The following is a 23,097-nucleotide window of genomic DNA, read 5'->3' as shown; positions in this document are numbered from 1 at the left end:
CCTGCCAGACCGCCACCTACCTCCCTCACAACCGGCGGTAGGTCGAGACCGTGAACGACAACGTCACCACCTGCGGCTCGCTGAGCGCGTCCAGGCGCTCGCGGCGGCCGTCGCGGTCGAGGTGGTGGGCCGTCGGGCCCATCTCCACCGCCTGGCGGACCTGGGTGGCCGTCAGTTCCGTCGTGTGGCGGACCGGGGTGCGGCTCGTGCGGGCGAAGTACTCGCCGAGGGTGCCGTCCAGGCGCTCCTGCTTGCGGTCGTCCACGGCCAGGACCAGGTCGCCCAGCTCACGGAGGTGGTCCGGGGCCGGGGCCGCGACCACCAGCAGGCCGCCAGGGCTCAAGACGCGGTGGAACTCCGGCCCGTTGCGCGGGGCGAAGACGTTCAGCACCACCGACGCCACCCCGTCGCCCACCGGCCAGGGCTCCCAGAGGTTCCACACCGCCGCGCCCAGCCGGTCGTGCGCTCGGGCCGCTCGGCGCAGGGCGACCGCCGAGACGTCCAGGGCCAGGCCGGCCACGAGCGGGGCTGCCTCCAGGACGTGGGCCAGGTAGTAGCCCGTGCCGGCGCCCGCGTCGATCACCAGGCCGTCGGTCTCCGCGCACACGCGCGCCAGCTCGTCCGCGAGCGGGCGGTACGCGCCCGATGCCAGGAAGTCCGCGCGGGCCGCGACCATCGGCGCCGTGTCCGCCGTTCCGGCCGGGATTCGCGCGTGCAACAGGTTCACGTAACCCTGGCGCGCTAGATCGAACGAGTGGCCGTTGTCGCAACGCAGCGTGCGATCGACTGCCCCGATCGGGGTGGCGCACACCGAACATCGCAATGCGTCGACGACCCGGGGTGGCAGTGGGTCATTCCCGTGGCCGGCTGAGGTCATGGGGATATTCGACCACGACGTTTCGCAACCGGACACTCCAGCACGGGTGGCGGGAAACCTGGCTGTAACAACCGGGCGTGGACAGTTCACGCGGGTGAAACCTCGCGAGCCGCCCCGTGAAACACCGCGCGCCAAAACTGCCTTCGCATGAACCCAGGGCACGGGAGGACGATGTGCTGAACGCAGGAGACACCGCGTGGGTATTGGCCAGCGCCGCGCTGGTCATGCTCATGACACCGGGATTGGCCTTCTTCTACGGCGGTATGGTCCGCGCGAAGAGCGTCCTGAACATGCTGATGATGAACTTCATCGCACTGGCGGTCGTGGGGGTGCTGTGGGCCCTCTACGGGTTCACGATGTCCTTCGGCGACGACGCTTTCGGCGGGCTGCTCGGTAACTTCCACTTCGCCGGCCTCGAAAACACCTTCGGCAAGCTGGCCGGCTTCGCGACCGCCGCCACCGACACGAGCCCGGCCGTCGCCTGGCCCGGCTCGGACGGCCTGCCGATCCTCGCTTTTGTGATGTTCCAGCTGATGTTCGCGATCATCACGCCCGCGCTGATCTCCGGCGCCATCGCCGACCGCGCGAAGTTCTGGGGCTGGACGCTGTTCGTCGTCATCTGGGTGACGGTCGTGTACTTCCCGGTCGCGCACTGGGTGTTCTCCTTCAACGGCTTCGTCGGCGAGAACTCCGTCGGCGGCTGGATCGCCAACAACCTCAAGGCACTCGACTTCGCCGGTGGCACCGCGGTCCACATCAACGCCGGCGCCGCGGGTCTGGCGCTGGCGATCGTGCTCGGCAAGCGCCGCGGCTGGCCGAAGGACACCGGGCGCCCGCACAACGTGCCGTTCGTGCTGCTCGGCGCGTCCCTGCTGTGGTTCGGCTGGTACGGCTTCAACGCCGGTTCGGCGCTGGCCGCCAACGACCTCGCCGCCGTCGCGTTCACCAACACCACCGTCGCCACCGCGGCCGCCGTGCTCGGCTGGCTGATCGTGGAGCAGCTGAAGTTCGGCAAGCCGACCACGCTCGGTGCGGCCTCCGGTGCGGTCGCCGGCCTGGTCGCCATCACCCCGGCGTGTGGTTTCGTGAGCCCGATCGGGGCCATCGCGATCGGCCTGATCGCCGGTGTCCTCTGCGCGCTGGCCATCTCGCTCAAGTACAAGTTCGGCTTCGACGACTCGCTCGACGTCGTGGGTGTCCACCTGGTCGGCGGCATCGTCGGCACGCTGCTGATCGGCTTCTTCGGCACCACCAGCGTCAACTCCCTCGGCGCCGACGGCCTGTTCTACGGCGGCGGGTTCACCCAGCTGGGCCGTCAGGCGATCGCGGCCTGCGCGGTGCTGCTGTACTCCTTCGTGTTGTCGTTCATCATCGGCTTCGTGATCAAGAAGGCGGGCGGCTTCCGCGTCAGCACCGAGGACGAGGTCAGCGGCATCGACGAGGCCCAGCACGCGGAGAGCGCGTACGACTTCACCGGGTCGGGCGGTGGCCTCGGCCAGCCGACGACCATCCCGGTCAAGACCGCCACCTCGCACGCGAAACTCGAGGAGAGCAAGGCATGAAGCTCATCACGGCGATTGTGAAGCCGTTCACGCTCGATGACGTCCGCTCCGCGCTGGAGCAGCTGGGCGTGCTGGGCATGACGGTGAGCGAGGTCCAGGGTTACGGCCGTCAGAAGGGCCACACCGAGGTCTACCGCGGTGCGGAGTACTCGGTCGACTTCGTGGCCAAGCTGAAGATCGAGGTCGTCACCGACGACACCAACGTGGAGAAGGTGCTCGACGCCATCACCACGGCCGCGCACACCGGCAAGATCGGTGACGGCAAGCTGTGGGTGACGCCGGTCGAGACGGTCATCCGGGTACGGACCGGCGAGCGCGGCACGGACGCTCTATAGGCGTCCGGGATGGCCGACGGGGGCGAACTGGTCAAGGCCACCGAGCGACTGCTCGAGGGCAGGCACGGGAGGCTGGGGGCGTCCGCACTGCGGGCGGCCCTGGTCGACCTCTACGAGTTCTGGCTGGGCAGGGGAGCCTCGGCGGCCGGCGTCGACACCGCGGAACCGGGTGTCGCGCTGGTCGCCGTGGGCGGGCTCGGCCGCCGGGAGCTGGTGCCGTTCTCCGATCTCGACCTGCTGCTGGTGCACAACGGCAACAGCAAGGTCGGCGAGATCGCGGACGCGCTCTGGTATCCCTTGTGGGACGCGAAAGTCGGGCTCGACCATTCGGTCCGCACGCCCGGTGAAGCGCTGAAGGTCGCTTCGGAAGACCTGCGGGTGGCCATGGGCCTGCTCGACGCCCGGCACCTCGCCGGGGACGCCGAGCTGGCCGGCCGCCTGGTTTCCGCGGCGCGTGACCAGTGGCGCCGCACCGCGCGCAAGCAGATCCCCGATCTGACGGCGTCGGTGCGGCAACGCTGGACCCGCAGCGGTGAGATCGCGCAGTCCGCGGAGCCCGATCTCAAGCACGGCCGGGGTGGCCTGCGCGACTTCGCCGTCCTGGAAGCCCTGGCGGCGGCGCAGCTCACCGCCCGCCCGGGCGAGGAGCTCCTCCAGGCCAAGGAGCTGCTGCTCGACGTCCGCACCGAGCTGCGGCGCGAGATCCGGCGCGAACGGGACGTCCTGTCCGCGCCGGAGGCCGAGCTGGTGGCCGCCGAACTCGGCTTCGGCGACCGCTTCACGTTGGCCCGCAAGCTGTCCGGTGCCGGACGCACGATCGCGTACGCGCTGGACGTCGCGTTGCGGTCCACTGTGGAGCCGCCGAAGTCGCGGTTCGGGCGGCGGCCGTCCCGCACGCCGCTCGCCGAAAACGTGGTGCTGCACGGGAACGAGGTCGCGCTGGCCCGCGACGCCGTCCCGGCGAAGGACCCGGCGCTGCTGCTGCGGGTCGCCGCCGCGTCGGCGCGCACGGGCAAGCCGATCGCGCTCGGCACGCTCAAGGCGCTGGCGGAATCGGCTCCGGAGCTGCGGGCGCCGTGGCCGGCCGAGGCGTTGAACGCCCTGGTCGAGCTGCTGGGCGCGGGGGAGGGCCTGGTCGACGCCGTCGAGTCGCTCGACCGGACCGGGCTCTGGTCCCGGCTGTTCCCCGAGTGGGGCGCGGTCCGCGACCTGCCGCCGCGCTCGCCGGTGCACCAGTGGACGGTCGACCGGCACCTCGTGCGCACCTGCGTCGAGGCGGCCAAGCTGACCACCACGGTCTCGCGGCCCGACCTGCTGCTGATCGGCGCGCTGCTGCACGACATCGGCAAGGGCCGCGACGCCGACCACTCCGAGCTCGGCGCCAAGATCTCCGCCCAGGTCGCGACCCGGCTCGGCCTCGACCCGGCCGCCGCCGCGACGGTGTCGGCGATGGTCCGCCACCACCTCCTGCTCCCGCACACCGCGACCCGCCGCGACATCAGCGAGCCGGCGACGGTGGCGCGTGTGGTGAAGACCCTGGACAGCGATCTCGTCCTGGTCGAGCTGCTGCACGCGCTCACCCAGGCCGACTCGCTGGCCACCGGCCCCGGTGTCTGGACGGACTGGAAGGCGCGGCTGCTCGCCGAGCTCGTCACCGGGTGCGAAGAAGTGTTGCGCGGCAAGGGGTTCACCGCGCCGGAGCCGATGGACGCCGAACAGCGCGAGCTCGTCGCGCAGGCCGTGGCGTCGGGCAACGGCGAGATCCGGATCAGCTCGCACGGCAAGGTCGTCACGGTGCTGCTTGCCGTGCCGGCGCGTGCAGAGCTCTTGGCGCCCGCGGCCGGCGTGCTGGCGCTGAACTCCCTGGAGGTGCATTCGGCGGTCCTGCGCGGGCACGACGGCGGCCGTGCCGGGGTCTTCACGGCGTCCCCGAAGTTCGGCTCGCTGCCGGAGGTGACGCTGCTGCGCGAGCAGTTCGCCCGCGCGGTCGCCGGCACGCTGCCGCTCACCCAGCGCCTCGCGGCGAAGGAGCGTGACTACGGCTCGCCCGACGCGGCCACGGTCGCGCCGAAGGTCCTCTGGTTCGACGACGAGACGAGCGGCCCGGACACGGTGGTCCTCGAACTGCGCGCCGCCGACCGGATCGGCCTGCTGTTCCGGGTGGCGGGCGCCCTGCGGCGCTGCAACGCCGAGGTGCGCTGGGCAAAGGTCGCGACGCTGGGCGGCGCGGTGGTGGACTCGTTCGCGGTGACGCCCCGCAGCGGCCGCATCGAGCCGGGCTGGCGTCGTGAGGTCGAGCAGGCGGTGCTGGCCGCGGCTTCCTGATCGGGCCTTGCCTGAGCGGACCGCTCAGGCAAGGTCACACCAGCGCGACCGCGGGTTCGCCGAACCACGTCGTCAGCGCGTTTTCCAAGCCGGGCCCGCCGTTCCAGATCACGTACCCATCGGGCCGGACGAGCTGGGGAGCATCGCCGTGCCGGGTCTCGACCCGGTCGCCCCATCCCTCGGGGAGTGCTGCGCCCACCAGCACGGCCCGGCCGTCCGACGCGGCCGGGATCTCAGCCCGGCCGAGGACACCCGGGTAGGTCAGCCCGAGGCCCGAGATCTCCATCGCGACCGCCCGCCGCGCTTCCGGCACGGCGAGCAACCCGGTCACGATCTCCCGCACCGCCGCCGCATCCGGATCGGGCACGCCCAGCACCGCCTGCGCGCGAGTGCTGAGCAGCACCCGCGCGGCGACCGGATGCCGTTCGTCGTGGTAGCTGTCGAGCAGGCCGTGCCCGCGGATCTCCGCCGCCAGCTTCCAGCCGAGGTTCACCGCGTCCTGCAGGCCCAGGTTGAGCCCCTGGCCGCCGACCGGGAGGTGGATGTGCGCGGCGTCGCCCGCGAACAGCACCCGGCCGTGGCGGTACCGCTCCAGCTGCCGTGCCGCGTCGCCGAACCGGGACGCCCACAGCACTTCGCCGACCTCGACCCCGGGACCGTGCGCCGCGGTGAGTGCCCGCTGCAGCTCGTCGGCCGTGACCGGGGTGCCGCGGTCGAGCCGTTGCTGCTCTTCGCCGAAGACGATCGTGCGGTGGCGGCCGCCCGACAGCGGGAGCAGGTAACCGGACGAGCCGGCCGGCAGTGACCAGGCCTCGGCCAGGCCGGCGGGTTTCGCGGCGAGCGTGACGTCGGCGACGACCAGCGAGACGCGGGCCGGGGTGCCCGGGAACGCGGCGCCCAGCAGCGTCCGGACCGTGCTGTGGCCGCCGTCGGCCGCCACGAGCCACCCGGCGCGGTGCGTGCGTCCGCCCGCGGTGACGGTGACGCCGTTGTCGTCCTGCGTGACAGCGGTGACGCCCGCACCGCGCAGCACCGGGGTGCGCAGCCGCGCCTCGATCGCGGCCGCGACGTGGACCTGCTCGACGCCGAGCTGGTACGGGAAGCGCGTCGGCAGGTCCGTGTAGTCGATCGGGACGCCGGAGAAGTGCCCGGCGGGCAGCTTCGCCTGGACGTGCGGCTCGATGGCGGTGAGCAGGCCCCGGTCGGCCAGCACCTCGACCGACCGGGGCTGCAGGCCGAGCGCCTTCGACTGCGTTGTGGGCTTTGTGTCGCGTTCCAGGACCAGCACGTCGAGCCCGGCGCGTTCCAGCTCGAACGCCGTCAGCAGGCCGGTCGGGCCGGCGCCCGCCACCAGGACGTCAGGCATCGAGGTTCTCCTTCTTGAGGTACCAGACGTGCCAGCCGATCAGGAGCGCCAGCGCGCCGAACCACGCCACGTTGGTGACCAGCGCGATGAGGTCGATCGGCAGGGTGTAGACGAGCACGATGTGCAGCACCGCGCCGGCTAACAGCACTGCACCCCAGGCGGCCGTGTTGATCCGCAGGCCGCGCCGGAAGCGGGCGTCGGTCTCCCAGCGGCCCGCCCAGGCGTCCGCTCCTTCGGCACCGCGCTTGACCTCGGCGATCGTGCGGCCCAGCGTCAGCTGCGCCGGCCGGCCGACGAACACCGAGACCAGCATCCAGGCGCCGAAGACGCCACCCAGGGCCGCGGTCCAGCCTTCGCGGATCACCAGCGTGCGCGGGTCGTCCGAGAGCAGGCCCAGCACCACCGACAGCACCATGACGCTCAGCGTCACCAGCGCGACGAGGTCGACCTTCCGGTTGCGCACGATCGTCCACAGCACGTACGGCGCGGCGACCAGGACGCCGGCCATCAGCGCCCACCACTGGTCCACGCCGGCGGCACGCAGGCCGTAGAACAGCGCCATCGGCACCAGCACTTCGAACACCACGGTCAGCACGTTGGCGCGGACCAGCCGGCGCAGGCCGGCGTCGGGCTCGGACTTCGCTTCGATCATCATGCGGATCCCCCAGCGGATTCGGGTGCGGTCGCCCGCACGTAGAGGTCGGCGAGCTCACGGCCGATGCGCGTGAGCTCGGCGGGTTCCAGCCCGGCCGCGGCCGCTGTCGAGACGACGGCGTCGAGGCCGGCGGTTAAGGCGAGCGCCGTCGTCCGGGCGTCGAGCGGGCCGAACGCGCCCGCCGCCCGCCCGGTGCGGAAGTGCTCTTCGAACAGCGCGAGCCGCCCGTTGACGCCCGCGCTCTGCGAACCGGCGTTCTTCACCAGGTCGATCAGCGCGCGGACTTCGGCCGGGTGCTCGCCGACGAGTTCGACGTTCGACTCGACGTAGGCCCGCAGCTGCGCGACGTGCCCGACGGCGGCGTCGATGCGCGGCTGCATGAACGCGCCGGTGACGAGCTCGATCTCGGCGACGCACGCCGCGAGCAGGTCGTCCTTGCCCGCGAAGTGGTAGCTGATCATGCCGGTGCTCGACAGGCCCGCCTGCTTCGCGATCCGGCTGAACGACGCCTTCGCGTAGCCGGCCTCGGCGATCACTTCGATCGCCGCCCGCACGATCTGGGCCCGCCGGCCGGACTCGGTGAAGGTTCTTGCTCGCATGAGCAAAATTTAGCTCAGCCGAGCAAAAATGACAAGTCGCCTGGTCAGCGGCAGGACGAGGGGGAAGCAGCTGTGCTGTAGTCGTCGAGATGCTCTGAGCGACGGGCTGACGCGGGCGGCGCAGTGCGGGCCGGTGTTGACCACGGCCGCTCGAACGATGCGGTAAACCTTGTAACAGTCGGCGTCTTCTCGCCGAGATGTCCCGCATGGCCGGGACAAAAATCCAAGCAGCGGAACACACAGTCGGCGAGATCTTCACCGACGACTACCACTTCACGATCCCTCGCTATCAGCGCCCGTATGCGTGGACGACCGACCAGGCAGGGGAGATGTTCGACGATCTTCTCGCCGCTTCTCGCGCCAAGGATTCGCTCACCGAAGCCGATCCTTACTTCCTTGGCAGCATCGTGCTGGTCAAGGCGGAAAAGCGAGCACTGGCCGAGGTGGTCGACGGGCAGCAGCGCCTCACCACTCTCACGGTGCTTCTAGGCGTTCTCCGCGACTGCGTTTCAGCTCCTTTCGCCGAATCACTGGAGAGCCGGATCTTCCAGAGGGGAGACCCGATCAAGCGGACTGCGGATCAACCCCGTCTCCGCCTGCGGGACCAGGACCAGGGGTTCTTCGAGAAGTACATCCAGGAACGAGAGGGGAACGCCCAGCTCACGTCCTTGGTGAACGTGCGACCCGACAGCCGGGCGCGCCTGGTCGAGAACGCGCTGCAGCTCAAGTCCCGGCTGAGCGAGCTGGAAATGGTGGAGCGCGAGCGGCTGGTTTCGTTCATCGACCAGCACACGTACTTGGTCGTCGTGTCGACTGCCGACTTCGAGTCGGCCTACCGCATCTTCTCAGTGCTCAACGAGCGCGGCTTGGATCTCACGCACACCGACATCTTGAAGGCGGAGATCATCGGCTCGATCCCCGAAACCGAGCAGGACGCCTACACAACCAAGTGGGCTCAGGAGGAAGACGATCTCGGCCGCAGCGACTTCGGTGATCTCTTTTCCCACATCCGCATGGTGTACGCGAAGACGAAGGCACGCGAGTCGATCCTGAAGGAGTTTCGCGCGTCGGTCCTGCAGCGCGTCTTGGACGGCAAGAAGTTCATCGACGACGTGCTGGTTCCGTACTCGGACGCCTACGAAGCAGTCACGCGCGCGAGCTACGCCGGAGGACCTGACGCAGAAGCGATCAACAGACTGCTGGGCTGGTTGAAGCTGCTCGACAACACGGACTGGGTTCCGCCGGCCATCAGCTACTTCGCTCGTCCGACTGTTGACTCCGCGGAGCTTTTTCGCTTCCTGGTCGAACTCGAACGGCTCGCGGCGAGCATGCTCGTCCGCCGGGTGGACATCACCCGCCGGGTCGAACGTTACGGCCGCGTCCTCGACTGGATGGAGAAGGAACGTGACCTCTACTCGGACGAGTCCCCGCTCCAGTTGTCCGCCGACGAGCGCTCGGAGACCGCTGCGAAGCTGAACGCCGAGATCTACACAGTCACGCGGATTCGTCTCTACGTGCTGCTACGTCTCGATTCTGCTCTATCGGACGGTGGGACGAGCTACGATCACTCCCCGCTGATCAGCGTGGAGCACGTTTTGCCCCAATCGCCCGCAGCCGACAGCGCGTGGACCACGACGTTCACTCCCCAGCAGCGGGCGTATTGGGTTCACCGGTTGGCGAACCTCGTCCTGCTTTCGAAGCGGAAGAACTCTCAGGCCGGAAACCTCGAGTTCGAAGTGAAGAAGACGAAGTACTTCGAAAAGACGAGTTGGCCGCCGTTCGTCCTGACCGGACAGGTACTCGACAGCCCGAAGTGGACTCCGGCCGTGCTCGAAGAACGCCAAGCGATTCTGCTGAGGGTCCTGGGCGATCTTTGGCGGCTGGACCCTGGCGGCCTCGCCGTTTCCTAGGCGGTCGCGGTGCCGTCGACGACCTGGTTGCGGCCCGCGTCCTTGGCTCGGTACAGCGCCTTGTCGGCGGCCTGGAGGAGCCGCTCGACGGCCGTGCCGCCGTCGGGGTAGGTCGCCACGCCGATGGATGCCGACAGCGAGGCGATCACGCGGATGTGGCTGCCGTCCTCGTACTCGACCTGCAGGGACTCGATCGCCGACCGGATGCGCTCGGCGACCGCCAGTACCGCGGCCGGGCCGATGTCCGGGAGCAGGACCACGAACTCCTCGCCGCCGAAGCGGCCGACCGAGTCGTAGTCGCGGACCGCGCTCTTGATCGACGCCGCGACGGCGCGCAGCACCGTGTCGCCGGCCAGGTGGCCGTGCGCGTCGTTGATCAGCTTGAAGTGGTCGAGGTCGATCATCAGCACGCCGAACGTGCTGCGGGAGCTGCGTTGCGCCCGGGCCAGCTCACGTGAGGCCAGCAGGTGCCAGCCGGTCGTGTTGAACAGGCCGGTCTTCTCGTCGGTCGTCGCCGCGATCTCCAGCTGCTTGATCAGCACCGCCCGGTGCAGCACCAGCAGCGGCGGCACGATCGCGACGGCGAGCGCGGGCAGCGTCGCCAGCGTCAACGCCGTGAGCAGGCCCAGGCAGAGCGTCGCCACCTCGAGGAGGTTGTCGCCGAGACCGCCGAAGAACGCCTTCACGGAGCGCTTCGTGATCGTCAGCGCCGGGACGATCGTGATCGCCGAGACCAGGAAGTACGCGACCGCGGCGAGCGTGATGGCCGTGACGCCGCGCCAGCCCGACGTCAGCGCCGTGTACATGTCGGGGACGCCGAGGCGGCTCAGGACCAGCTCGGCGGCGTAGCAGGTGACGACGACCAGCGTCGCGTTCAGCGTCGTCCGGAACGGCGGCACGCGCTTGATCCGCGCGAGGCTGCGCGTCGCCAGGTGCACGTACAGGACGGCGACCAGCGCGGTGCCGAGCGCGGGCGGCAGGAGCAGCACGCCCGCGAACGTCCAGACCGACGTCAGGTTGATGTGCGGGGTGTCGGACACCAGCCGCCGGACGCGCTCGATCTGCCGGCCCAGCTCCGCCTGCAGGACGCCGAGCGCGGCGAGGACCCCGAAGACCACCAGGTCCCAGGCGTCCACCGGCACCACGACGGCGGTCCAGACGGTGGCCACGAGGGCCACGGACTCGACGAGGAAGCAGTAGAAGATCAACGTCGGCCGCTGCCGCCAGAGCGTCCAGCGCGCAGGACGGGGCACCCCTCGGATCCGGCCCGCTCGGGGCTCGGCCGGACGGGCGCCGTCCATACTCAAGGCGGTGCAACTCCCCTGGTGATCCGACGATCCGCGTCCACCCCACCACACCGGGCGGCCGCGATCGACGATTGCCACACGATCGGAGCAGTGAAGGGAGGCCGCCGCCATGCGCAACCGCGAGTCCTGAGGCCCCGACGTCCGATTTTCCGCACCGGACCAGTGAGGGAGGCCGTCATGCGCAACCGCGAGTCCTGAGCACACCGCCGCCCGCCCGTCACGACGCGCGAGAGGAGAGCTGTTGTGCGCAACCGCGAGTCCTGAACCCCGTCGCACACCGTCCGTTTCCAGCCGGAGAGGGGATCGTCACCATGCGCAACCGTGAGTCCTGAAATCCCGCGGCCCGGGTGGGCCGCCTACGCGGTCGCGCCGCCGTCGACCACGAGGTCGTGCCCGACGGTGAACGCGGCCTCCGCCGAAGCCAGCCACAGCACCGCGGCGGCCACTTCGGCGGTGGCGCCCACCCGGCCCAGCGGAATCGCGGTAGCGAGCCGCGCAGCACGATCGGCGTCGGTCTCGCCGGGACGCCGGGACATCTCCGTGTCCGTGGCGCCGGGGCTGACCGCGTTGACGCGGACGCCCTCGGCGATGTGGTCGCGGGCCGCGGTCCGGGTCAGCGCGCTCACCGCGGCCTTCGACGCGGCGTAGGCCGCCATGTTCGGCAGCCGGCCGTGCGCGCCGATGTTCGACGCCATGTTGACGATCGCGCCGCCGCCGTGCGCCCGCATGTAGGCGATCTCGTGCTTCATCGACAGCCAGGTGCCGGTGACGTTCGTGGCCATCACCGCGGCGAAGCCGTCCTCGCCGAGGTCGGCCACCGGGGCCGGCGCCCCGAGGATGCCCGCGTTGTTGAACGCGACGTCCAGGCCGCCGTGCCGCGCGACGACCGTCCCGACCATCCGCGCGACGTCGGCGGAGTCGGTGACGTCCACGACGACCGCGCTCGCCGTGCCGCCGGCGGCTTCGATCTCCTTCACCGCCGACGCGAGCCGCTGCTCGTCGCGCCCGGCCACGACCGCCGTCGCGCCCTCGGCGGCGAACGCCCGCGCCGTCGCGCGCCCGATGCCCGAGCTGCCGCCGGTCACCAGGACGATCTTGTCCGCGAACCGTGCCGCCATGTCTGCCTTCTTTCTGATCCGATCAGTCTTGAATGAGGAGGCGCATCGCCTGGGAGACGGCCGCGTTCAGCCGGCTCGCGGCGTCGGCGCCCTTGCCCAGGACGCGCAGGCCCTGGAGGACGGTGAGCAGGAACCGGGCGAGGCTCGCCGGGTCGCTGCCGCCGGGGAGCTCGTCCTGTGCCTTGGCGCGTTCGAGCGCCATGGTGAGGGCGACCTCGAGGGTGTCCCAGCTGCGTTCCACGACGCGGGCGACTTCGGGGTCACGGGGGAGCAGCTCGATCGCCGCGTTGACGACAAAACAGCCGATCGGCCCGGCTTCCCCCAGTATGTCCGCGACGTAGCCCTCCAGGAGCCGGCGGACCGCGGGCACCCCCGGACCCGGCTGCGAGAGGTCCGCCATGACCCGCGCGTCGGTCTGGTCGGCGTAGCGCTTCAACGCCGTCACGTAGAAGTCGTGCTTCGTGCCGAAGGTCGCGTACAGGCTCGCCTTGGCGACGCCGAGGTGCGTGACGAGGTCGCTGACCGACGTCGCCTCGTACCCCTGACGCCGGAAGAGCGCCAGTGCGGCGTCGCACGCTTCGCCGACGTCGAACTCCTTCACCCGGGACATGATCAAAACTCTAGCCTTATCGAGAACGCTCGGTCAAATAAGTGGACGGCGGTGTGTCGAGTCCGATGACACGGCGTGCGGTGGCACTATGGCTGCTCGGACCGGCCGGAGGGGGTGCGCGATGCAGGACCTGCCGCGGCTGACGCTGCCGCCCACGGTCGTCGCCACCCACCTGCGTTCGTGTGCCGAAGACCTCGCCGCGGGCCTGCGCGCCGGCGGCCCGGGCGCCACCACCAGCGAGCTCGTCGACGTCGTCGCGCAGCTGGTGGCCGGTCAGGAAGCCCTCTCGCACGCGCTCGCCGGCCTTGCCGCCCGGGTCGAAGGCGGCGGCGACGTGCTCGCCGCGGCCCCGCCGCTGGACGTCGAGGTCGTCACCGAAGTGCTCCGCGCGGCGGCCATCGCGGCCCGCTGTTCGGCCGAAGCGCTCGACGAGGTCACGCCGTCGTTCGAATGTGTGAGCGAATCCGTCGCGCCTGACACCCGTTTGTAGGTGTGGACGCGCGAGGCCGTCCGCCTAGCCTGGGCGCTGCGGAGGTGTCGCATGCGAGCGGTGTGGACGGGCACGATCGGGTTCGGGGACTACGCCGTTCCGGTGAAGGCGTACAGCGCGACCGAGGAACACGAGATCCCGCTCCACCAGGTCCACGAAGCCGACGGCGGCCGGGTGCGCGTGAAGCGCGTCTGCGAGGTCGACGGCGAAGAGGTGCCGCCCGCGGAGATGGTCCGCGGTTATCCCGTGCCCGGTGGCGACGTCGTGCTGCTGTCGGACCACGAGCTCGCGTCACTCCCGATGCCCGGTCGCACGATCGCCATCCGCGGGTTCGCCCCGCTCGCCGACGTCGACCCGATCTGGTTCGCGAAGAGCTACTACCTCGAGCCCGAGCCGGCCGGCACCAAGCCGTACGTGCTCTTCAGCGAGGCGCTCCAGCAGTCCGGCCGGATAGCGCTGGTCACGGTCGCGCTGCGCCGCCGCGAGACGCTGGGCGCGCTGCGCGTGCGCGACCAGGTGATCGTGCTCGAGACGATGCTGTGGCCGGACGAGGTGCGCGTGCCCGACTTCCCGTTCCGGCACGCCGACGTCGACATCCGGCCCGGTGAGCTGCGCCGCGCGGTGAACCTCGTCGAGGAGCTGACCGGCGAGTTCGACCCCACGCGTGTGCCCGACCGTTACCGCGAAGCGCTTCAGGCGTTGATCCGCTCGAAGATCGACGGCGCCGAGGTCGTCCAGCCCACGGCCGCCGAGCAGGACGAAGGCGTCACGCGTCTCCTGGCGGCGCTGCAGGCGAGCGCGTCCGAAGCGGAGGACGTGCGCAACGCGGCCGTCGCGAAAGCCAAGGCCGCCGCTTCAAGGGCGGCGAAGGCGCGTACGACGGCGAAGCGCGCGGCGTCACGTAGTCGCACGAAGACGTCTTGAGTATTACTACCCACGGGTAATTGAGGGTTCTCCCACTGCTGGCCGGCCGCCCCGCGCGGCAAACTTTGTCCTGCCGGCGGATACCGGATCGCCGGCGAGGGGGTTCGGACGGCCCCTGGGGAGGTGAGCCGTCCGGGCACCGGGGTTCCGGGGCGGGCCGACGGAGGAGCGGCCCGTTTCGGGACCCGCGTTCACACCGCGGGGAGGCGGTGTGAGCCAAGGGGGTGTCTTGAAGGCCGCCGCGGAGGGATCGAGGGGTCTCCGCGGCGGTCTTCAGGCGTATTGTCAGGCCCCAGTAGGATGGGAGGTGCGATGACATCCTCGGTCTATTTGCTCGGGTCCGGCTTCAGCCGTGCTATCAGTGAGCACATGCCGACTATGATGGGACTTTCCGCGGCGACTCAAGCGGACTTGAGTGCGCGCGGATTACCCTCACTTCCGGGACAAGGTTCGCCACTGGCTGACAATTTTGAGCAGTGGCTGAGCTACCTCATCGAAGAGCCGCCTTGGTTGTCGGACGGACAGAAGCTCCGAAATCGTGGTGCATTCAGTGACGTCGCCGAGAGTCTATATCTGGTGCTGTCTGCGTTGCAGACTCAGGTTACTGCGGGGTCGGCGCCAGACTGGCTGATTCGACTTGTTCGATACTGGCAAGAAATCGGCGCTACGGTGATCACTTTCAACTACGACTTGCTCGTCGAAAAGGTCTGGTTAGCCGCCAACCCAGGAAGATATTGGGGCGACTTCTACACGGTTCCGGTTGCTCCGATCGGCACACGGGCGGCGGCCGTCCTGGGAAGTGATCCGGATGACAACGGGCTGCGGTTGCTGAAGCTTCATGGGTCTCTGAATTGGCGTTACTCGGGACCTTCGAGCCCGGCGGGGGATCAGGTTTTCGATGTCGGATTCTCTCCTTGGGGAGATGGAGCCGCTGCTTTCGACAGTGACGAGAAGCTGAGCGCGGACAAGGTTCCGATGATCGTCCCGCCTGCTGCTGTCAAGAGTCCGTACTACGTCAACAACATGATTAGAGCGTTGTGGCGCCAGGCTGCAGAAGCCCTCAGGAAAGCCGATGAACTCGTGATCATGGGGTTCAGTCTTCCGCTGTCGGATCAGATTGTCAGTTCAATGCTCGCGACCGAGCTGAGTGATGATGCCGCGATCGTCCCTGTCGACCACGGCCGAGGCGTCGTCGACAATCTGAAAAGGATCTTCAATGAAGATCGGATTGTAGTTGACTACGCTGGATTGGGTGACGCAGCCGTGTCGAAATGGGTCGAGACCAGAGCCAATCTCGCGGACTAACTTCAGGCGTCCGCGACGCGCATCAGCAGCTCCGACGCCAGCTTCAGCAGCTGCCGTTCGGTCGGCGAGAGCGTCGACTCCAGTGCCGTCGCCAGCCAGCGTTCGCGCTGGATGCTGTACTGCCGCAACACCGTCAGGCCGTCCGGGGTGATGCTGATCAGCGACCGGCGGCCGTCCGCCGGGTCGGTCGTGCGGGTGACGAGCTCGCGTTCGGTCACCCAGGCGAGGATCCGGGTCAGCGACTGCGGCTGCAGCCGTTCCGCCTCGGCCAGCTCGGTCGGCGTGTGCGTGCCCGCCCGGTAGAGCCGGCTCAGCACCGCCAGCACCGCCGGGCCGGGGCCGTTCGGGTCACGCTCGGCGCGCATCCGCCAGTTCAGCCGCCCGACGCCCTCGCGGACCCGCCACGCCAGGTCGGCCAGCTCGGGGTCCGCGCTGACGGGTGAGGCGACGTCGGGTTCGGGCTGCATGAGCCCAGATTAGGCGGTTCCCCGGACCAGCCGGGCATAACGCCCGTCGCGCGCCAGCAGCTCCTCGTGCGTCCCGTGTTCGGCGATCCGGCCCTCGTGCAGCACCACGATCTGGTCCGCGTGCTCCACAGTGGACAGCCGGTGCGCGATCGTCAGCGTCGTGCGGCCCGCGGCCAGGCGGTCCAGCTCGGCCTGCACCGAGCGCTCGGTGCGGGTGTCGAGCGCGCTGGTCGCCTCGTCGAGGATCAGCACCGGCGGGTTGCGCAGCAGGATCCGGGCGATCGCCATGCGCTGCTTCTCACCGCCGGAGAAGCGGTAGCCGCGCTGGCCGACCACGGTGTCGTACCCCTCGGGCAGCCCGGCGAGGGTGTCGTGGATGTGCGCGGCCTTGGCGGCCGCCTCGACCTCCTCGTCGGTCGCGTCCGGCTTTGCGAAGCGCAGGTTCTCGCGGACGGTGTCGTGGAAGAGGTACGTCTCCTGCGACACCATCCCGACCCCGGCGGCCAGCGACGCCAGCGTCACGTCGCGGACGTCGGCGCCGTCGATCGTCACGGACCCTTCGCTCACCTCGTAAAGCCGCGCCACCAGGTACGCGAGCGTCGTCTTGCCGGAGCCGGTCGAGCCGACGAGCGCCGTTGTCGTCCCGGCCGGGACGTCCAGGTCGATGTCCGCCAGCGTCAGCGGCCCGGATTCGTCATAGCGGAACGACACCCCGCGCATCGCGACGTCGCCACGGCGCACCTCCAGGCGGCCCGCGTCCGGCTTGTCGGTGATCTCCACCGGCAGGTCGAGGACCTCGAAGATGCGGCCGAACAGCGCCTTCGACGTCGCCACGTTCTGCCCGATCGTCTGCATCGCGCTGGCCGGCGCGACCAGCCGGTTGAGCATGCTGGTGAACGCCACGACGGTGCCGAGCGAGATCGGCGACGCGCCGCCGGCGAGCGCCAGCCCGGCGATCCAGTAGACCAGCGCCGGGATCACCGTCAGGCTCATCGCCCGCGACGCGGTCTGCCAGCGCCCGGCCAGCGCGGCGGCCCGCTCCAGCGTCGCGATCTCCCGCGACTCCGCGCCGAAGCGGTCGCGCATCGCCCGCTCGTTGCCCATCGTCTTGGCGAGCAGCACGCCGGTGACCGACAGGGACTCCTCGACCATCGTCGTCAGCCGGGCCATCCGGCGGGTCCGGCCGCGGGCCAGGTTCCGCCGCCGCTTGCCCAGCCGCAGCGTGAACAGCAGGAACAGCGGTACGACGACCAGCGACAGCAGCGCGAGCTGCCAGTCGAGGGCGACGAGGGCGACGGTGATCGCGATGGTCGTGGTCGCGTTCTGCGCCATCGACCCGGCGGTCGTGGTGATGACGTTGTCGACACCGCCGATGTCGTTGAACACCCGCGAGAGCACTTCGCCGCTCTTCGTCCGCGTGAAGAAGCCGAGGGACATCCGCTGCAGGTGGCCGTAGACCGACACGCGCAGCTCGTTCATCACGCGTTGCCCGATCGTGTTGGACAGGCCGGTGGTGGCCACGCCGAGGGAGCCGCTGCCGACCGCGCAGACGATCATCCCGGCGGCCAGCAGGCTGATCAGGAGCGTGTCGCGGTGCGGCAGGGCGGTGTCGAGGATCTCGCGCAGGAGGAACGGCGACACGACGCCGAGCCCGGCCTGCAGCACGATCAGCGAGAACAGCGCGGCCAGGGGCCCGCGGTGCGCGTGGAACAGCCCGGCGATCCGCCGGAGGGGGACCGGCTCGTCGGTGTCGACGGCCGGTTCGGCGAGCGAAGGCCGGGGTCTGGTCGCGGAAGTCATACACGTATGTTTACTTATCTCGGAGACGTATGCCAGTCATTTTCCCGATGTTGCCGGTCAGGTACTACGTGCACGCGTACTGATCGGGTGCACGACTTTTGCGTACCCGCGAGGCGGGGAAGCCCGAGCGACTACCCTCGGAGGTGCCGGCCTCGTCCGGCGCGCCACTCTCGACCCAGCTGGAGCGTGCACACCCGTGTTCGACACCCTCTCCGATCGGCTCACCGCCGCCCTTCAGACGCTCACGCGCAAGGGCAAGCTGTCCGACGCCGACATCGACGCCACCGCGCGCGAGATCCGCATCGCGCTGCTGGAGGCCGACGTCGCCCTCGGCGTGGTCAAGACCTTCATCGCGAGGATCAAGGAACGGGCGAAGGGCGCCGAGGTCTCCCAGGCGCTCAACCCCGCGCAGCAGGTCATCAAGATCGTCAACGAGGAGCTCGTCGGGATCCTCGGCGGCGAGACCCGGCGGCTGAACCTGGCCAAGAACCCGCCGACCGTGATCATGCTCGCGGGCCTGCAGGGCGCCGGTAAGACGACGCTCGCCGGCAAGCTCGCGCTCTGGCTGAAGAAGCAGGGCCACGCGCCGATGCTCGTCGCCTGCGACCTCCAGCGCCCCAACGCCGTCACGCAGCTGCAGGTCGTCGGCGAGCGTGCCGGCGTCGTCACCTTCGCGCCGGAGCCGGGCAACGGCGTCGGCGACCCGGTCGACGTCGCCCGCCGCGCCATCGCCGAGGCCAAGCACGCGCAGCACGACGTCGTCGTGGTCGACACCGCGGGCCGCCTGGGTGTCGACGAAGAGCTGATGAAGCAGGCCGCCGACATCCGCGACGCCGTCCAGCCGGACGAGACGCTGTTCGTCGTCGACGCGATGATCGGCCAGGACGCCGTGACCACGGCCGAGGCGTTCCGCGACGGCGTCGGCTTCACCGGCGTGGTGCTCACGAAGCTCGACGGTGACGCCCGCGGTGGTGCCGCGCTGAGCGTTCGCGAGGTCACCGGTCAGCCGATCCTCTTCGCCTCCAACGGCGAGAAGCTCGAGGACTTCGACACCTTCCACCCGGACCGGATGGCCTCGCGCATCCTCGGCATGGGTGACGTCCTGACCCTGATCGAGCAGGCCGAGCAGGCCTTCGACCAGGACCAGGCCGAGAAGGCCGCCGCGAAGCTGTCCAGCGGCCAGCTGACCCTGGAGGACTTCCTCGAGCAGATGCTCGCGGTCCGCAAGATGGGCCCGATCGGCAACCTGCTCGGCATGCTCCCGGGCGCCGGTCAGATGAAGGACCAGCTGGCCCAGGTCGACGACAAGCACCTGGACAAGCTGCAGGCGATCATCCGCGGCATGACCCCGGCCGAGCGCGACGACCCGAAGATCATCAACGGCTCGCGGCGGCTGCGCATCGCCAACGGCTCCGGCGTCACCGTCCGCGAGGTCAACGACCTGGTCAACCGGTTCTTCGAGGCCCGCAAGATGATGGCCCAGATGGCCGGCCGGTTCGGCTTCGGCGGCGGGGGCGGCGGCTCCAAGTCACGCAAGGGCAAGAAGGGCAAGAAGGGCCGCGGCCCGACGCAGCCCAAGGTCCGCGGCGGCTTCCCCGGCGGCATGCCGATGCTGCCCCCGGGTGGCGGGATGCCGGGCGGCGGTGGCATGCCCGACCTGTCGAAGCTGGGCGGGATGAACGACGTCCCGGGCTTCGACCCGACGAAGTTCAAGCTGCCGAAGAACCCCAAGGACAATTGAGCACCGCGCTCCACGCCGCCGGGGTGGTCCTGCCCGGCGGCGAGTCCCGGGATCTCTGGATCAGCGGCGGCCGGATCTCGTTCGAGCCGGTGCCGGACGCCGAGACGCTGGGCCGCGACGTCTTCCTCGTGCCCGGCCTGGTCGACGCCCACTGCCACCCCGGCATCGGCGTCGGCGGGCCGGTGTCGCTCGAAGAAGCGGCTTCGCAGGCCCTGGCCGACCGTGACGCCGGGACGTTGCTCATCCGCGACTGCGGCCTGCCGATCGACGTCCGGCCGCTGCAGCAGCGCGCCGACCTGCCGACGATCATCCGCGCCGGCCGCCACCTCGCCCTGGCCAGGCGTTACGTCCCCGGGCTCGGCCTCGAGCTGGACGACCCCGCGCAGCTGCCCGCGGCCGTCGCCGAGCAGGCCCGCGACGGCGACGGCTGGGTCAAGCTGGTCGGCGACTGGATCGACCGCGGCGCCGGCGACCTCGCGCCGCTGTGGCCGGACGACGTCCTGGCCGAAGCCGTCAAGGTCGCGCACGACCACGGCGCCCGCGTCACCGCGCACGTGTTCGGCGAAGCGGCGCTGCCCGGGCTGATCGCGTCCGGCATCGACTGCCTCGAGCACGGCACCGGCCTGAGCGCCGACCAGCTCGCCGAGCTGGCGCGCCACGACGTCGCGCTGGTGCCGACCCTGATCAACATCGAGAACTTCCCGGGCATCGCGGACAAGGCGGGCAAGTACCCGGCCTACGCGGCGCACATGCGGGCGTTGCACGCCGGCGTCGGCGAGATGGTCGCCACGGCCGTCGAAGCGGGCGTACGCGTCTTCGCGGGCAGCGACGCCGGGGGCATGGTCGAGCACGGCAGGCTCGTCGACGAGATCGAGGCCCTGCACCACGCGGGCATGACCCGGGAGCAGGCCCTCGCGAGCGGGTCGTGGGCCGCCCGCGAGTGGCTCGGCCACCCCGGGATCACCGACGGCGCACCCGCCGACCTGCTCGTCTACACGAGCGACCCGCGCGAGGACCTGGGCGTCCTGCGGCATCCGGAGCACATCGTGCTCGGCGGTGTCGTCTACGCGTAGACCCCCGCTGTTTTCCTTGTGGGCTCGGCACTTTGCCGATCCGGCCGAAGGTAGGCGGATACGTTTCGCAACTGATCAGCACGAGGTGCCTGTTTCCGCCGTGGCTGCTGTCGGCTCGGCAAACAACGGCACAGTAGCGTTGGGCCCTGTGACGGACGACGACGGCGCACGGCGCGTGCTGGGAGCGCACTGGTGTTTCGTGGCGTTCTTCGCGGGGATCGCCGGCTACTACCTGGTCAACCTCGTCATCGCCGCGGCGGTCAACCGCAACGTCGGTGAGTTCGACCCCCTGGAGCTGCGGGACATCGGCCCGCTGCTGCTCCTGGCGTTCGTGCCCAACCTCCTGCTCGGGCTCGGCCCGGCGGTGGGCTCGTGGCGCTGGGGCGGCGGCCTGCGCGCCGACTTCGGGCTCAAACCGACCTGGCGCGACGTCCGGATCGGCCTCGCCTGCGGGGTGCTCGCCCTGGTCGTCGGGTACGGGCTCAACCTGGTCCTGATCGCGATCTACGGCGCCGACGACGTCTCCGACAGCCCGCTGACCGACCTCGCCGACACCTTCGACGGCGACACGGTCTGGCTGGTGCTCGCCGCGGTGATCGTCATCGCCGGCGCGCCGATCACCGAAGAGCTGCTGGTCCGCGGCACGCTGTGGAACGCGCTGTCGTTCCACCGGATCCCGCCCTGGGTGGTCCTGGTGCTCACCGCGCTGGTGTTCGCGCAGCTGCACGGCGAGCCGACCCGCACGATCGCGCTCTTCGGCCAGGGCATCGCGATCGGGCTGGCCCGGCACCTGTCCGGCCGGGTGAGCGCCGGGGTGATCGCGCACGCGGCGAACAACCTGCCGCCCGCGGTCCTGCTGTTCGTCGCGCACTGAAACCATTACGAAGATCGATGGACAGTAGTCGGACGGGCACTGTGTGATCACCCTCCGGCGGCTAGGCTCGGGCGGAGGAGCCGAGCGATCGCGGAGGGCAGGCGTGACCACTTCCCAGCCTCGGGACCCGGCTCCCGACGCGTTGCCCGAGCCCGAGGAGCCCGCGGCGACGGCCTTCCTGCCGCCCCTGCCGCGGCACCGGTGGGGGTTCGGGGCGTTCCTGCTCGTCGAAGTGGTCCTGCTGTCGTCCGCGGCGTTCGTGTCGGTGCTGGTCGGCGACACCGGGCCCGGCCCGCTGCCGATGCGCGTCGTGCTGCTCGGCACGATGCTGCCGACGATGATCGCGGCCGCCGTCGCCGTGCTGGTCACCTACGTCCGCGGCAACGGCCCGATCGTCGACCTGCGGCTCGAATGGCGCTGGTCCGACGTCAAGACCGGCTTCCGGTACGGCTGCGTCGGGCTCGTGTTCACCACCCTCGGCGCCTACCTCTGGACGCAGCTGGTCGGCGACGCCAACGCGACGTCGGCGATCAGCGCCCTGGTCGAGGACCGCAAGATGTCGGTGTCGGCGGCCGTGGTGATGTTCGTCTACCTCTGGCTGCTCGGCCCGATCTGCGAAGAGGTCATCTACCGCGGCCTGCTCTGGGGCGCCGCGGAACAGCTGCAGTGGCGCAGCGAGCGCTGGGCGGGCGCGGCGGCCTTCCTGCTGTCGACGGCGGTGTTCGCGGCCAGCCACCTGGAGCCGCTGCGGACGACGTTGCTGCTGGTCATCGCGGTGCCGATCGGCCTGGCCCGGCTGGTCACCGGACGGCTGCCCGCCAGCATCGTCGCGCACCAGGTCAACAACTTCCTCCCGGCGCTCACCATCCTGCTCGGCGCGCTCGGCGTGGCCTCTTTCTGAGCCTCTTTGGCCGGTCGCGGAGGCCGTCTGGCAGAATGGTGCACTGCCTGCTTCCGCCGGACCCTCTCACCGTGCGAAAGCTCCTGACCTTCGGGTGCCCGCGTCCGTGTCCCCACTCGGCCCGCGTGCGCCCAGCCCAGCACCAGAGAGATTCGAGGAGAACCCACACCCGTGGCCGTCAAGATCAAGCTGCAGCGCCTCGGCAAGATCCGTGCGCCGTACTACCGCATCATCGTCGCCGACGCGCGCACCCGCCGGGACGGCAAGGCCATCGAGACGATCGGCAAGTACCACCCGAAGGAAGAGCCGAGCCTCATCGAGGTCGTCTCCGAGCGCGCCCAGTACTGGCTGGGTGTCGGCGCGCTGCCGACCGAGCCGGTCCAGCGCCTGCTGGAGATCACCGGTGACTGGCAGAAGTTCAAGGGCCTGCCGGGCGCCGAGGGCACCCTGAAGGTGGCCGAGCCGAAGCCGTCCAAGCAGGACCTGTTCAACGCGGCGCTGGCCGCGGCCGGCGAGGAGCCCTCCACCGAGGCCACCACGCCGAAGAAGAAGTCCGCCCCGAAGAAGGCCGAGGCCGAGAAGGCCGAAGCCACCGAGGGTGAGAAGGCCGAGTGAGCTTTCTGGCTGACTCCCTCGAGCACCTGGTGCGCGGGATCGTCGACAACCCGGACGAGGTCCGGGTCGAGCTGCTGACCACGCGCCGTGGCCGGACGCTCGAGGTGCACGTGCACCCCGACGACCTGGGCAAGGTGATCGGCCGGGGCGGTCGCACCGCGACCGCCCTGCGCACCGTCATGGGCGGCATCGGTGGCCGCGGCGTCCGCGTGGACGTCGTCGACACCGACCGCTGAAGCCTGT

At 70.2% G+C, this 23,097-nt stretch carries 22 protein-coding genes; 13 read left to right on the top strand and 9 right to left on the bottom strand.

Going from position 1 to position 23,097, the window contains the following annotated elements; all coding sequences use genetic code 11:
• Positions 1-25 precede the first annotated feature (25 nt).
• Positions 26-877, bottom strand: a complete 852-nt coding sequence (locus tag ACZ63J_RS42215; RefSeq protein WP_465401738.1) for a putative RNA methyltransferase — start codon at positions 875-877, stop codon at positions 26-28.
• Positions 878-1,050: 173 nt separating this feature from the next.
• Between ACZ63J_RS42215 and ACZ63J_RS42210 the strand changes: the two genes are divergently transcribed.
• From ACZ63J_RS42210 to ACZ63J_RS42200, 3 genes are read left to right on the top strand one after another with little or no spacing between them, the layout of a single operon-like run.
• Entirely contained in the window at positions 1,051-2,439 is a 1,389-nt protein-coding gene (locus ACZ63J_RS42210; RefSeq protein WP_465401739.1) for an ammonium transporter, read from the top strand.
• A complete protein-coding gene (locus ACZ63J_RS42205) occupies positions 2,436-2,774 on the top strand; it encodes a P-II family nitrogen regulator (protein ID WP_093952295.1) in 339 nt (112 codons plus the stop codon). Before ACZ63J_RS42210 ends, ACZ63J_RS42205 begins: the two co-directional genes overlap by 4 nt.
• Positions 2,775-2,783: 9 nt before the next feature.
• Positions 2,784-5,099, top strand: a complete 2,316-nt coding sequence (locus ACZ63J_RS42200; RefSeq protein ID WP_465401740.1) for a [protein-PII] uridylyltransferase — start codon at positions 2,784-2,786, stop codon at positions 5,097-5,099.
• Positions 5,100-5,133: 34 nt separating this feature from the next.
• Here the strand turns inward: ACZ63J_RS42200 and ACZ63J_RS42195 are convergent, their stop codons facing one another.
• From ACZ63J_RS42195 to ACZ63J_RS42185, 3 genes are read right to left on the bottom strand one after another with little or no spacing between them, the layout of a single operon-like run.
• Positions 5,134-6,465: an FAD-dependent oxidoreductase gene (locus tag ACZ63J_RS42195; protein ID WP_465401741.1), complete on the bottom strand. Its 1,332-nt coding sequence runs from the start codon at positions 6,463-6,465 to the stop codon at positions 5,134-5,136.
• Positions 6,458-7,120: a VC0807 family protein gene (locus tag ACZ63J_RS42190; protein ID WP_465401742.1), complete on the bottom strand. Its 663-nt coding sequence runs from the start codon at positions 7,118-7,120 to the stop codon at positions 6,458-6,460. Before ACZ63J_RS42190 ends, ACZ63J_RS42195 begins: the two co-directional genes overlap by 8 nt.
• Complete coding sequence (locus ACZ63J_RS42185; RefSeq protein ID WP_465401743.1) at positions 7,117-7,719, bottom strand: TetR/AcrR family transcriptional regulator; 603 nt, start codon at positions 7,717-7,719, stop codon at positions 7,117-7,119. Before ACZ63J_RS42185 ends, ACZ63J_RS42190 begins: the two co-directional genes overlap by 4 nt.
• A gap of 197 nt (positions 7,720-7,916) precedes the next feature.
• On the opposite strand from ACZ63J_RS42185, the gene ACZ63J_RS42180 reads away from it, so the two are divergent.
• The gene (locus ACZ63J_RS42180; RefSeq protein WP_465401744.1) at positions 7,917-9,629 is read left to right on the top strand and encodes a DUF262 domain-containing protein; all 1,713 of its coding nucleotides are present in this window, start codon (positions 7,917-7,919) and stop codon (positions 9,627-9,629) included.
• Here ACZ63J_RS42180 and ACZ63J_RS42175 read toward each other — a convergent pair.
• The 3 genes from ACZ63J_RS42175 to ACZ63J_RS42165 form a co-directional block, all read right to left on the bottom strand.
• A complete protein-coding gene (locus ACZ63J_RS42175) occupies positions 9,626-10,930 on the bottom strand; it encodes a GGDEF domain-containing protein (RefSeq protein WP_465340236.1) in 1,305 nt (434 codons plus the stop codon). The genes ACZ63J_RS42180 and ACZ63J_RS42175 overlap by 4 nt on opposite strands.
• A gap of 362 nt (positions 10,931-11,292) precedes the next feature.
• Entirely contained in the window at positions 11,293-12,054 is a 762-nt protein-coding gene (locus tag ACZ63J_RS42170; RefSeq protein WP_465401745.1) for a glucose 1-dehydrogenase, read from the bottom strand.
• 22 nt (positions 12,055-12,076) lie between these two features.
• A complete protein-coding gene (locus ACZ63J_RS42165) occupies positions 12,077-12,664 on the bottom strand; it encodes a TetR/AcrR family transcriptional regulator (protein WP_465401746.1) in 588 nt (195 codons plus the stop codon).
• A gap of 121 nt (positions 12,665-12,785) precedes the next feature.
• On the opposite strand from ACZ63J_RS42165, the gene ACZ63J_RS42160 reads away from it, so the two are divergent.
• The 3 genes from ACZ63J_RS42160 to ACZ63J_RS42150 all read left to right on the top strand — a co-directional run bounded on the left by ACZ63J_RS42160 (position 12,786) and on the right by ACZ63J_RS42150 (position 15,383).
• Positions 12,786-13,154, top strand: coding sequence for a hypothetical protein (locus ACZ63J_RS42160; protein WP_465401747.1), 369 nt, complete (start codon positions 12,786-12,788; stop codon positions 13,152-13,154).
• A gap of 51 nt (positions 13,155-13,205) precedes the next feature.
• Positions 13,206-14,078, top strand: a complete 873-nt coding sequence (gene ku / locus ACZ63J_RS42155; RefSeq protein WP_465340239.1) for a non-homologous end joining protein Ku — start codon at positions 13,206-13,208, stop codon at positions 14,076-14,078.
• A 312-nt stretch (positions 14,079-14,390) separates the two neighbouring features.
• Positions 14,391-15,383 (top strand): SIR2 family protein, encoded by a 993-nt coding sequence (locus ACZ63J_RS42150; RefSeq protein ID WP_465401748.1) that lies wholly within the window; start codon positions 14,391-14,393, stop codon positions 15,381-15,383.
• A gap of 2 nt (positions 15,384-15,385) precedes the next feature.
• Here the strand turns inward: ACZ63J_RS42150 and ACZ63J_RS42145 are convergent, their stop codons facing one another.
• Together ACZ63J_RS42145 and ACZ63J_RS42140 are read right to left on the bottom strand one after the other, a co-directional pair.
• Positions 15,386-15,850 carry a MarR family winged helix-turn-helix transcriptional regulator gene (locus tag ACZ63J_RS42145; RefSeq protein WP_465401749.1) on the bottom strand — a complete coding sequence of 155 codons (465 nt, stop codon included), beginning with the start codon at positions 15,848-15,850 and terminating at the stop codon, positions 15,386-15,388.
• Between the two features lie 9 nt (positions 15,851-15,859).
• A complete protein-coding gene (locus tag ACZ63J_RS42140; RefSeq protein ID WP_465401750.1) occupies positions 15,860-17,650 on the bottom strand; it encodes an ABC transporter ATP-binding protein in 1,791 nt (596 codons plus the stop codon).
• A gap of 196 nt (positions 17,651-17,846) precedes the next feature.
• Here ACZ63J_RS42140 and ffh point away from each other — a divergent pair, with 196 nt between their 5' ends.
• From ffh to ACZ63J_RS42110, 6 genes are all read left to right on the top strand, one after another.
• Positions 17,847-19,391, top strand: coding sequence for a signal recognition particle protein (ffh, locus tag ACZ63J_RS42135; RefSeq protein ID WP_465310613.1), 1,545 nt, complete (start codon positions 17,847-17,849; stop codon positions 19,389-19,391).
• Positions 19,388-20,464, top strand: a complete 1,077-nt coding sequence (locus ACZ63J_RS42130; RefSeq protein ID WP_465401751.1) for an amidohydrolase family protein — start codon at positions 19,388-19,390, stop codon at positions 20,462-20,464. The genes ffh and ACZ63J_RS42130 overlap by 4 nt, the downstream gene beginning before the upstream one ends.
• A gap of 148 nt (positions 20,465-20,612) precedes the next feature.
• Positions 20,613-21,338: a lysostaphin resistance A-like protein gene (locus tag ACZ63J_RS42125; protein WP_465310615.1), complete on the top strand. Its 726-nt coding sequence runs from the start codon at positions 20,613-20,615 to the stop codon at positions 21,336-21,338.
• Positions 21,339-21,441: 103 nt separating this feature from the next.
• Positions 21,442-22,239 (top strand): lysostaphin resistance A-like protein, encoded by a 798-nt coding sequence (locus ACZ63J_RS42120; protein ID WP_465401752.1) that lies wholly within the window; start codon positions 21,442-21,444, stop codon positions 22,237-22,239.
• A 171-nt stretch (positions 22,240-22,410) separates the two neighbouring features.
• The gene (gene rpsP, locus ACZ63J_RS42115) at positions 22,411-22,854 is read left to right on the top strand and encodes a 30S ribosomal protein S16 (protein WP_364626326.1); all 444 of its coding nucleotides are present in this window, start codon (positions 22,411-22,413) and stop codon (positions 22,852-22,854) included.
• On the top strand, positions 22,851-23,090 hold the full coding sequence (locus tag ACZ63J_RS42110) for an RNA-binding protein (protein WP_003103110.1): 240 nt from the start codon (positions 22,851-22,853) through the stop codon (positions 23,088-23,090). Before rpsP ends, ACZ63J_RS42110 begins: the two co-directional genes overlap by 4 nt.
• Positions 23,091-23,097: the final 7 nt, after the last annotated feature.

The organism is Amycolatopsis sp. NPDC104863 (genome assembly GCF_055582965.1).
This window is presented reverse-complemented; position numbering and strand designations above follow the sequence as displayed.

Coding starts and splice junctions, on each gene's coding strand:
- ACZ63J_RS42160 (WP_465401747.1), top strand. CDS start 12,786: ATGCAGGACCTGCCGCGGCTGACGCTGCCGCCCACGGTCGTCGCCACC.
- ACZ63J_RS42150 (WP_465401748.1), top strand. CDS start 14,391: ATGACATCCTCGGTCTATTTGCTCGGGTCCGGCTTCAGCCGTGCTATC.
- ACZ63J_RS42190 (WP_465401742.1), bottom strand. CDS start 7,120: ATGATGATCGAAGCGAAGTCCGAGCCCGACGCCGGCCTGCGCCGGCTG.
- ACZ63J_RS42200 (WP_465401740.1), top strand. CDS start 2,784: ATGGCCGACGGGGGCGAACTGGTCAAGGCCACCGAGCGACTGCTCGAG.
- ACZ63J_RS42175 (WP_465340236.1), bottom strand. CDS start 10,930: ATGGACGGCGCCCGTCCGGCCGAGCCCCGAGCGGGCCGGATCCGAGGG.
- ku (WP_465340239.1), top strand. CDS start 13,206: ATGCGAGCGGTGTGGACGGGCACGATCGGGTTCGGGGACTACGCCGTT.
- ACZ63J_RS42195 (WP_465401741.1), bottom strand. CDS start 6,465: ATGCCTGACGTCCTGGTGGCGGGCGCCGGCCCGACCGGCCTGCTGACG.
- ACZ63J_RS42170 (WP_465401745.1), bottom strand. CDS start 12,054: ATGGCGGCACGGTTCGCGGACAAGATCGTCCTGGTGACCGGCGGCAGC.
- ACZ63J_RS42180 (WP_465401744.1), top strand. CDS start 7,917: ATGTCCCGCATGGCCGGGACAAAAATCCAAGCAGCGGAACACACAGTC.
- ACZ63J_RS42185 (WP_465401743.1), bottom strand. CDS start 7,719: ATGCGAGCAAGAACCTTCACCGAGTCCGGCCGGCGGGCCCAGATCGTG.
- ACZ63J_RS42165 (WP_465401746.1), bottom strand. CDS start 12,664: ATGTCCCGGGTGAAGGAGTTCGACGTCGGCGAAGCGTGCGACGCCGCA.
- ACZ63J_RS42205 (WP_093952295.1), top strand. CDS start 2,436: ATGAAGCTCATCACGGCGATTGTGAAGCCGTTCACGCTCGATGACGTC.
- ACZ63J_RS42145 (WP_465401749.1), bottom strand. CDS start 15,850: ATGCAGCCCGAACCCGACGTCGCCTCACCCGTCAGCGCGGACCCCGAG.
- ACZ63J_RS42215 (WP_465401738.1), bottom strand. CDS start 877: ATGACCTCAGCCGGCCACGGGAATGACCCACTGCCACCCCGGGTCGTC.
- ACZ63J_RS42140 (WP_465401750.1), bottom strand. CDS start 17,650: ATGACTTCCGCGACCAGACCCCGGCCTTCGCTCGCCGAACCGGCCGTC.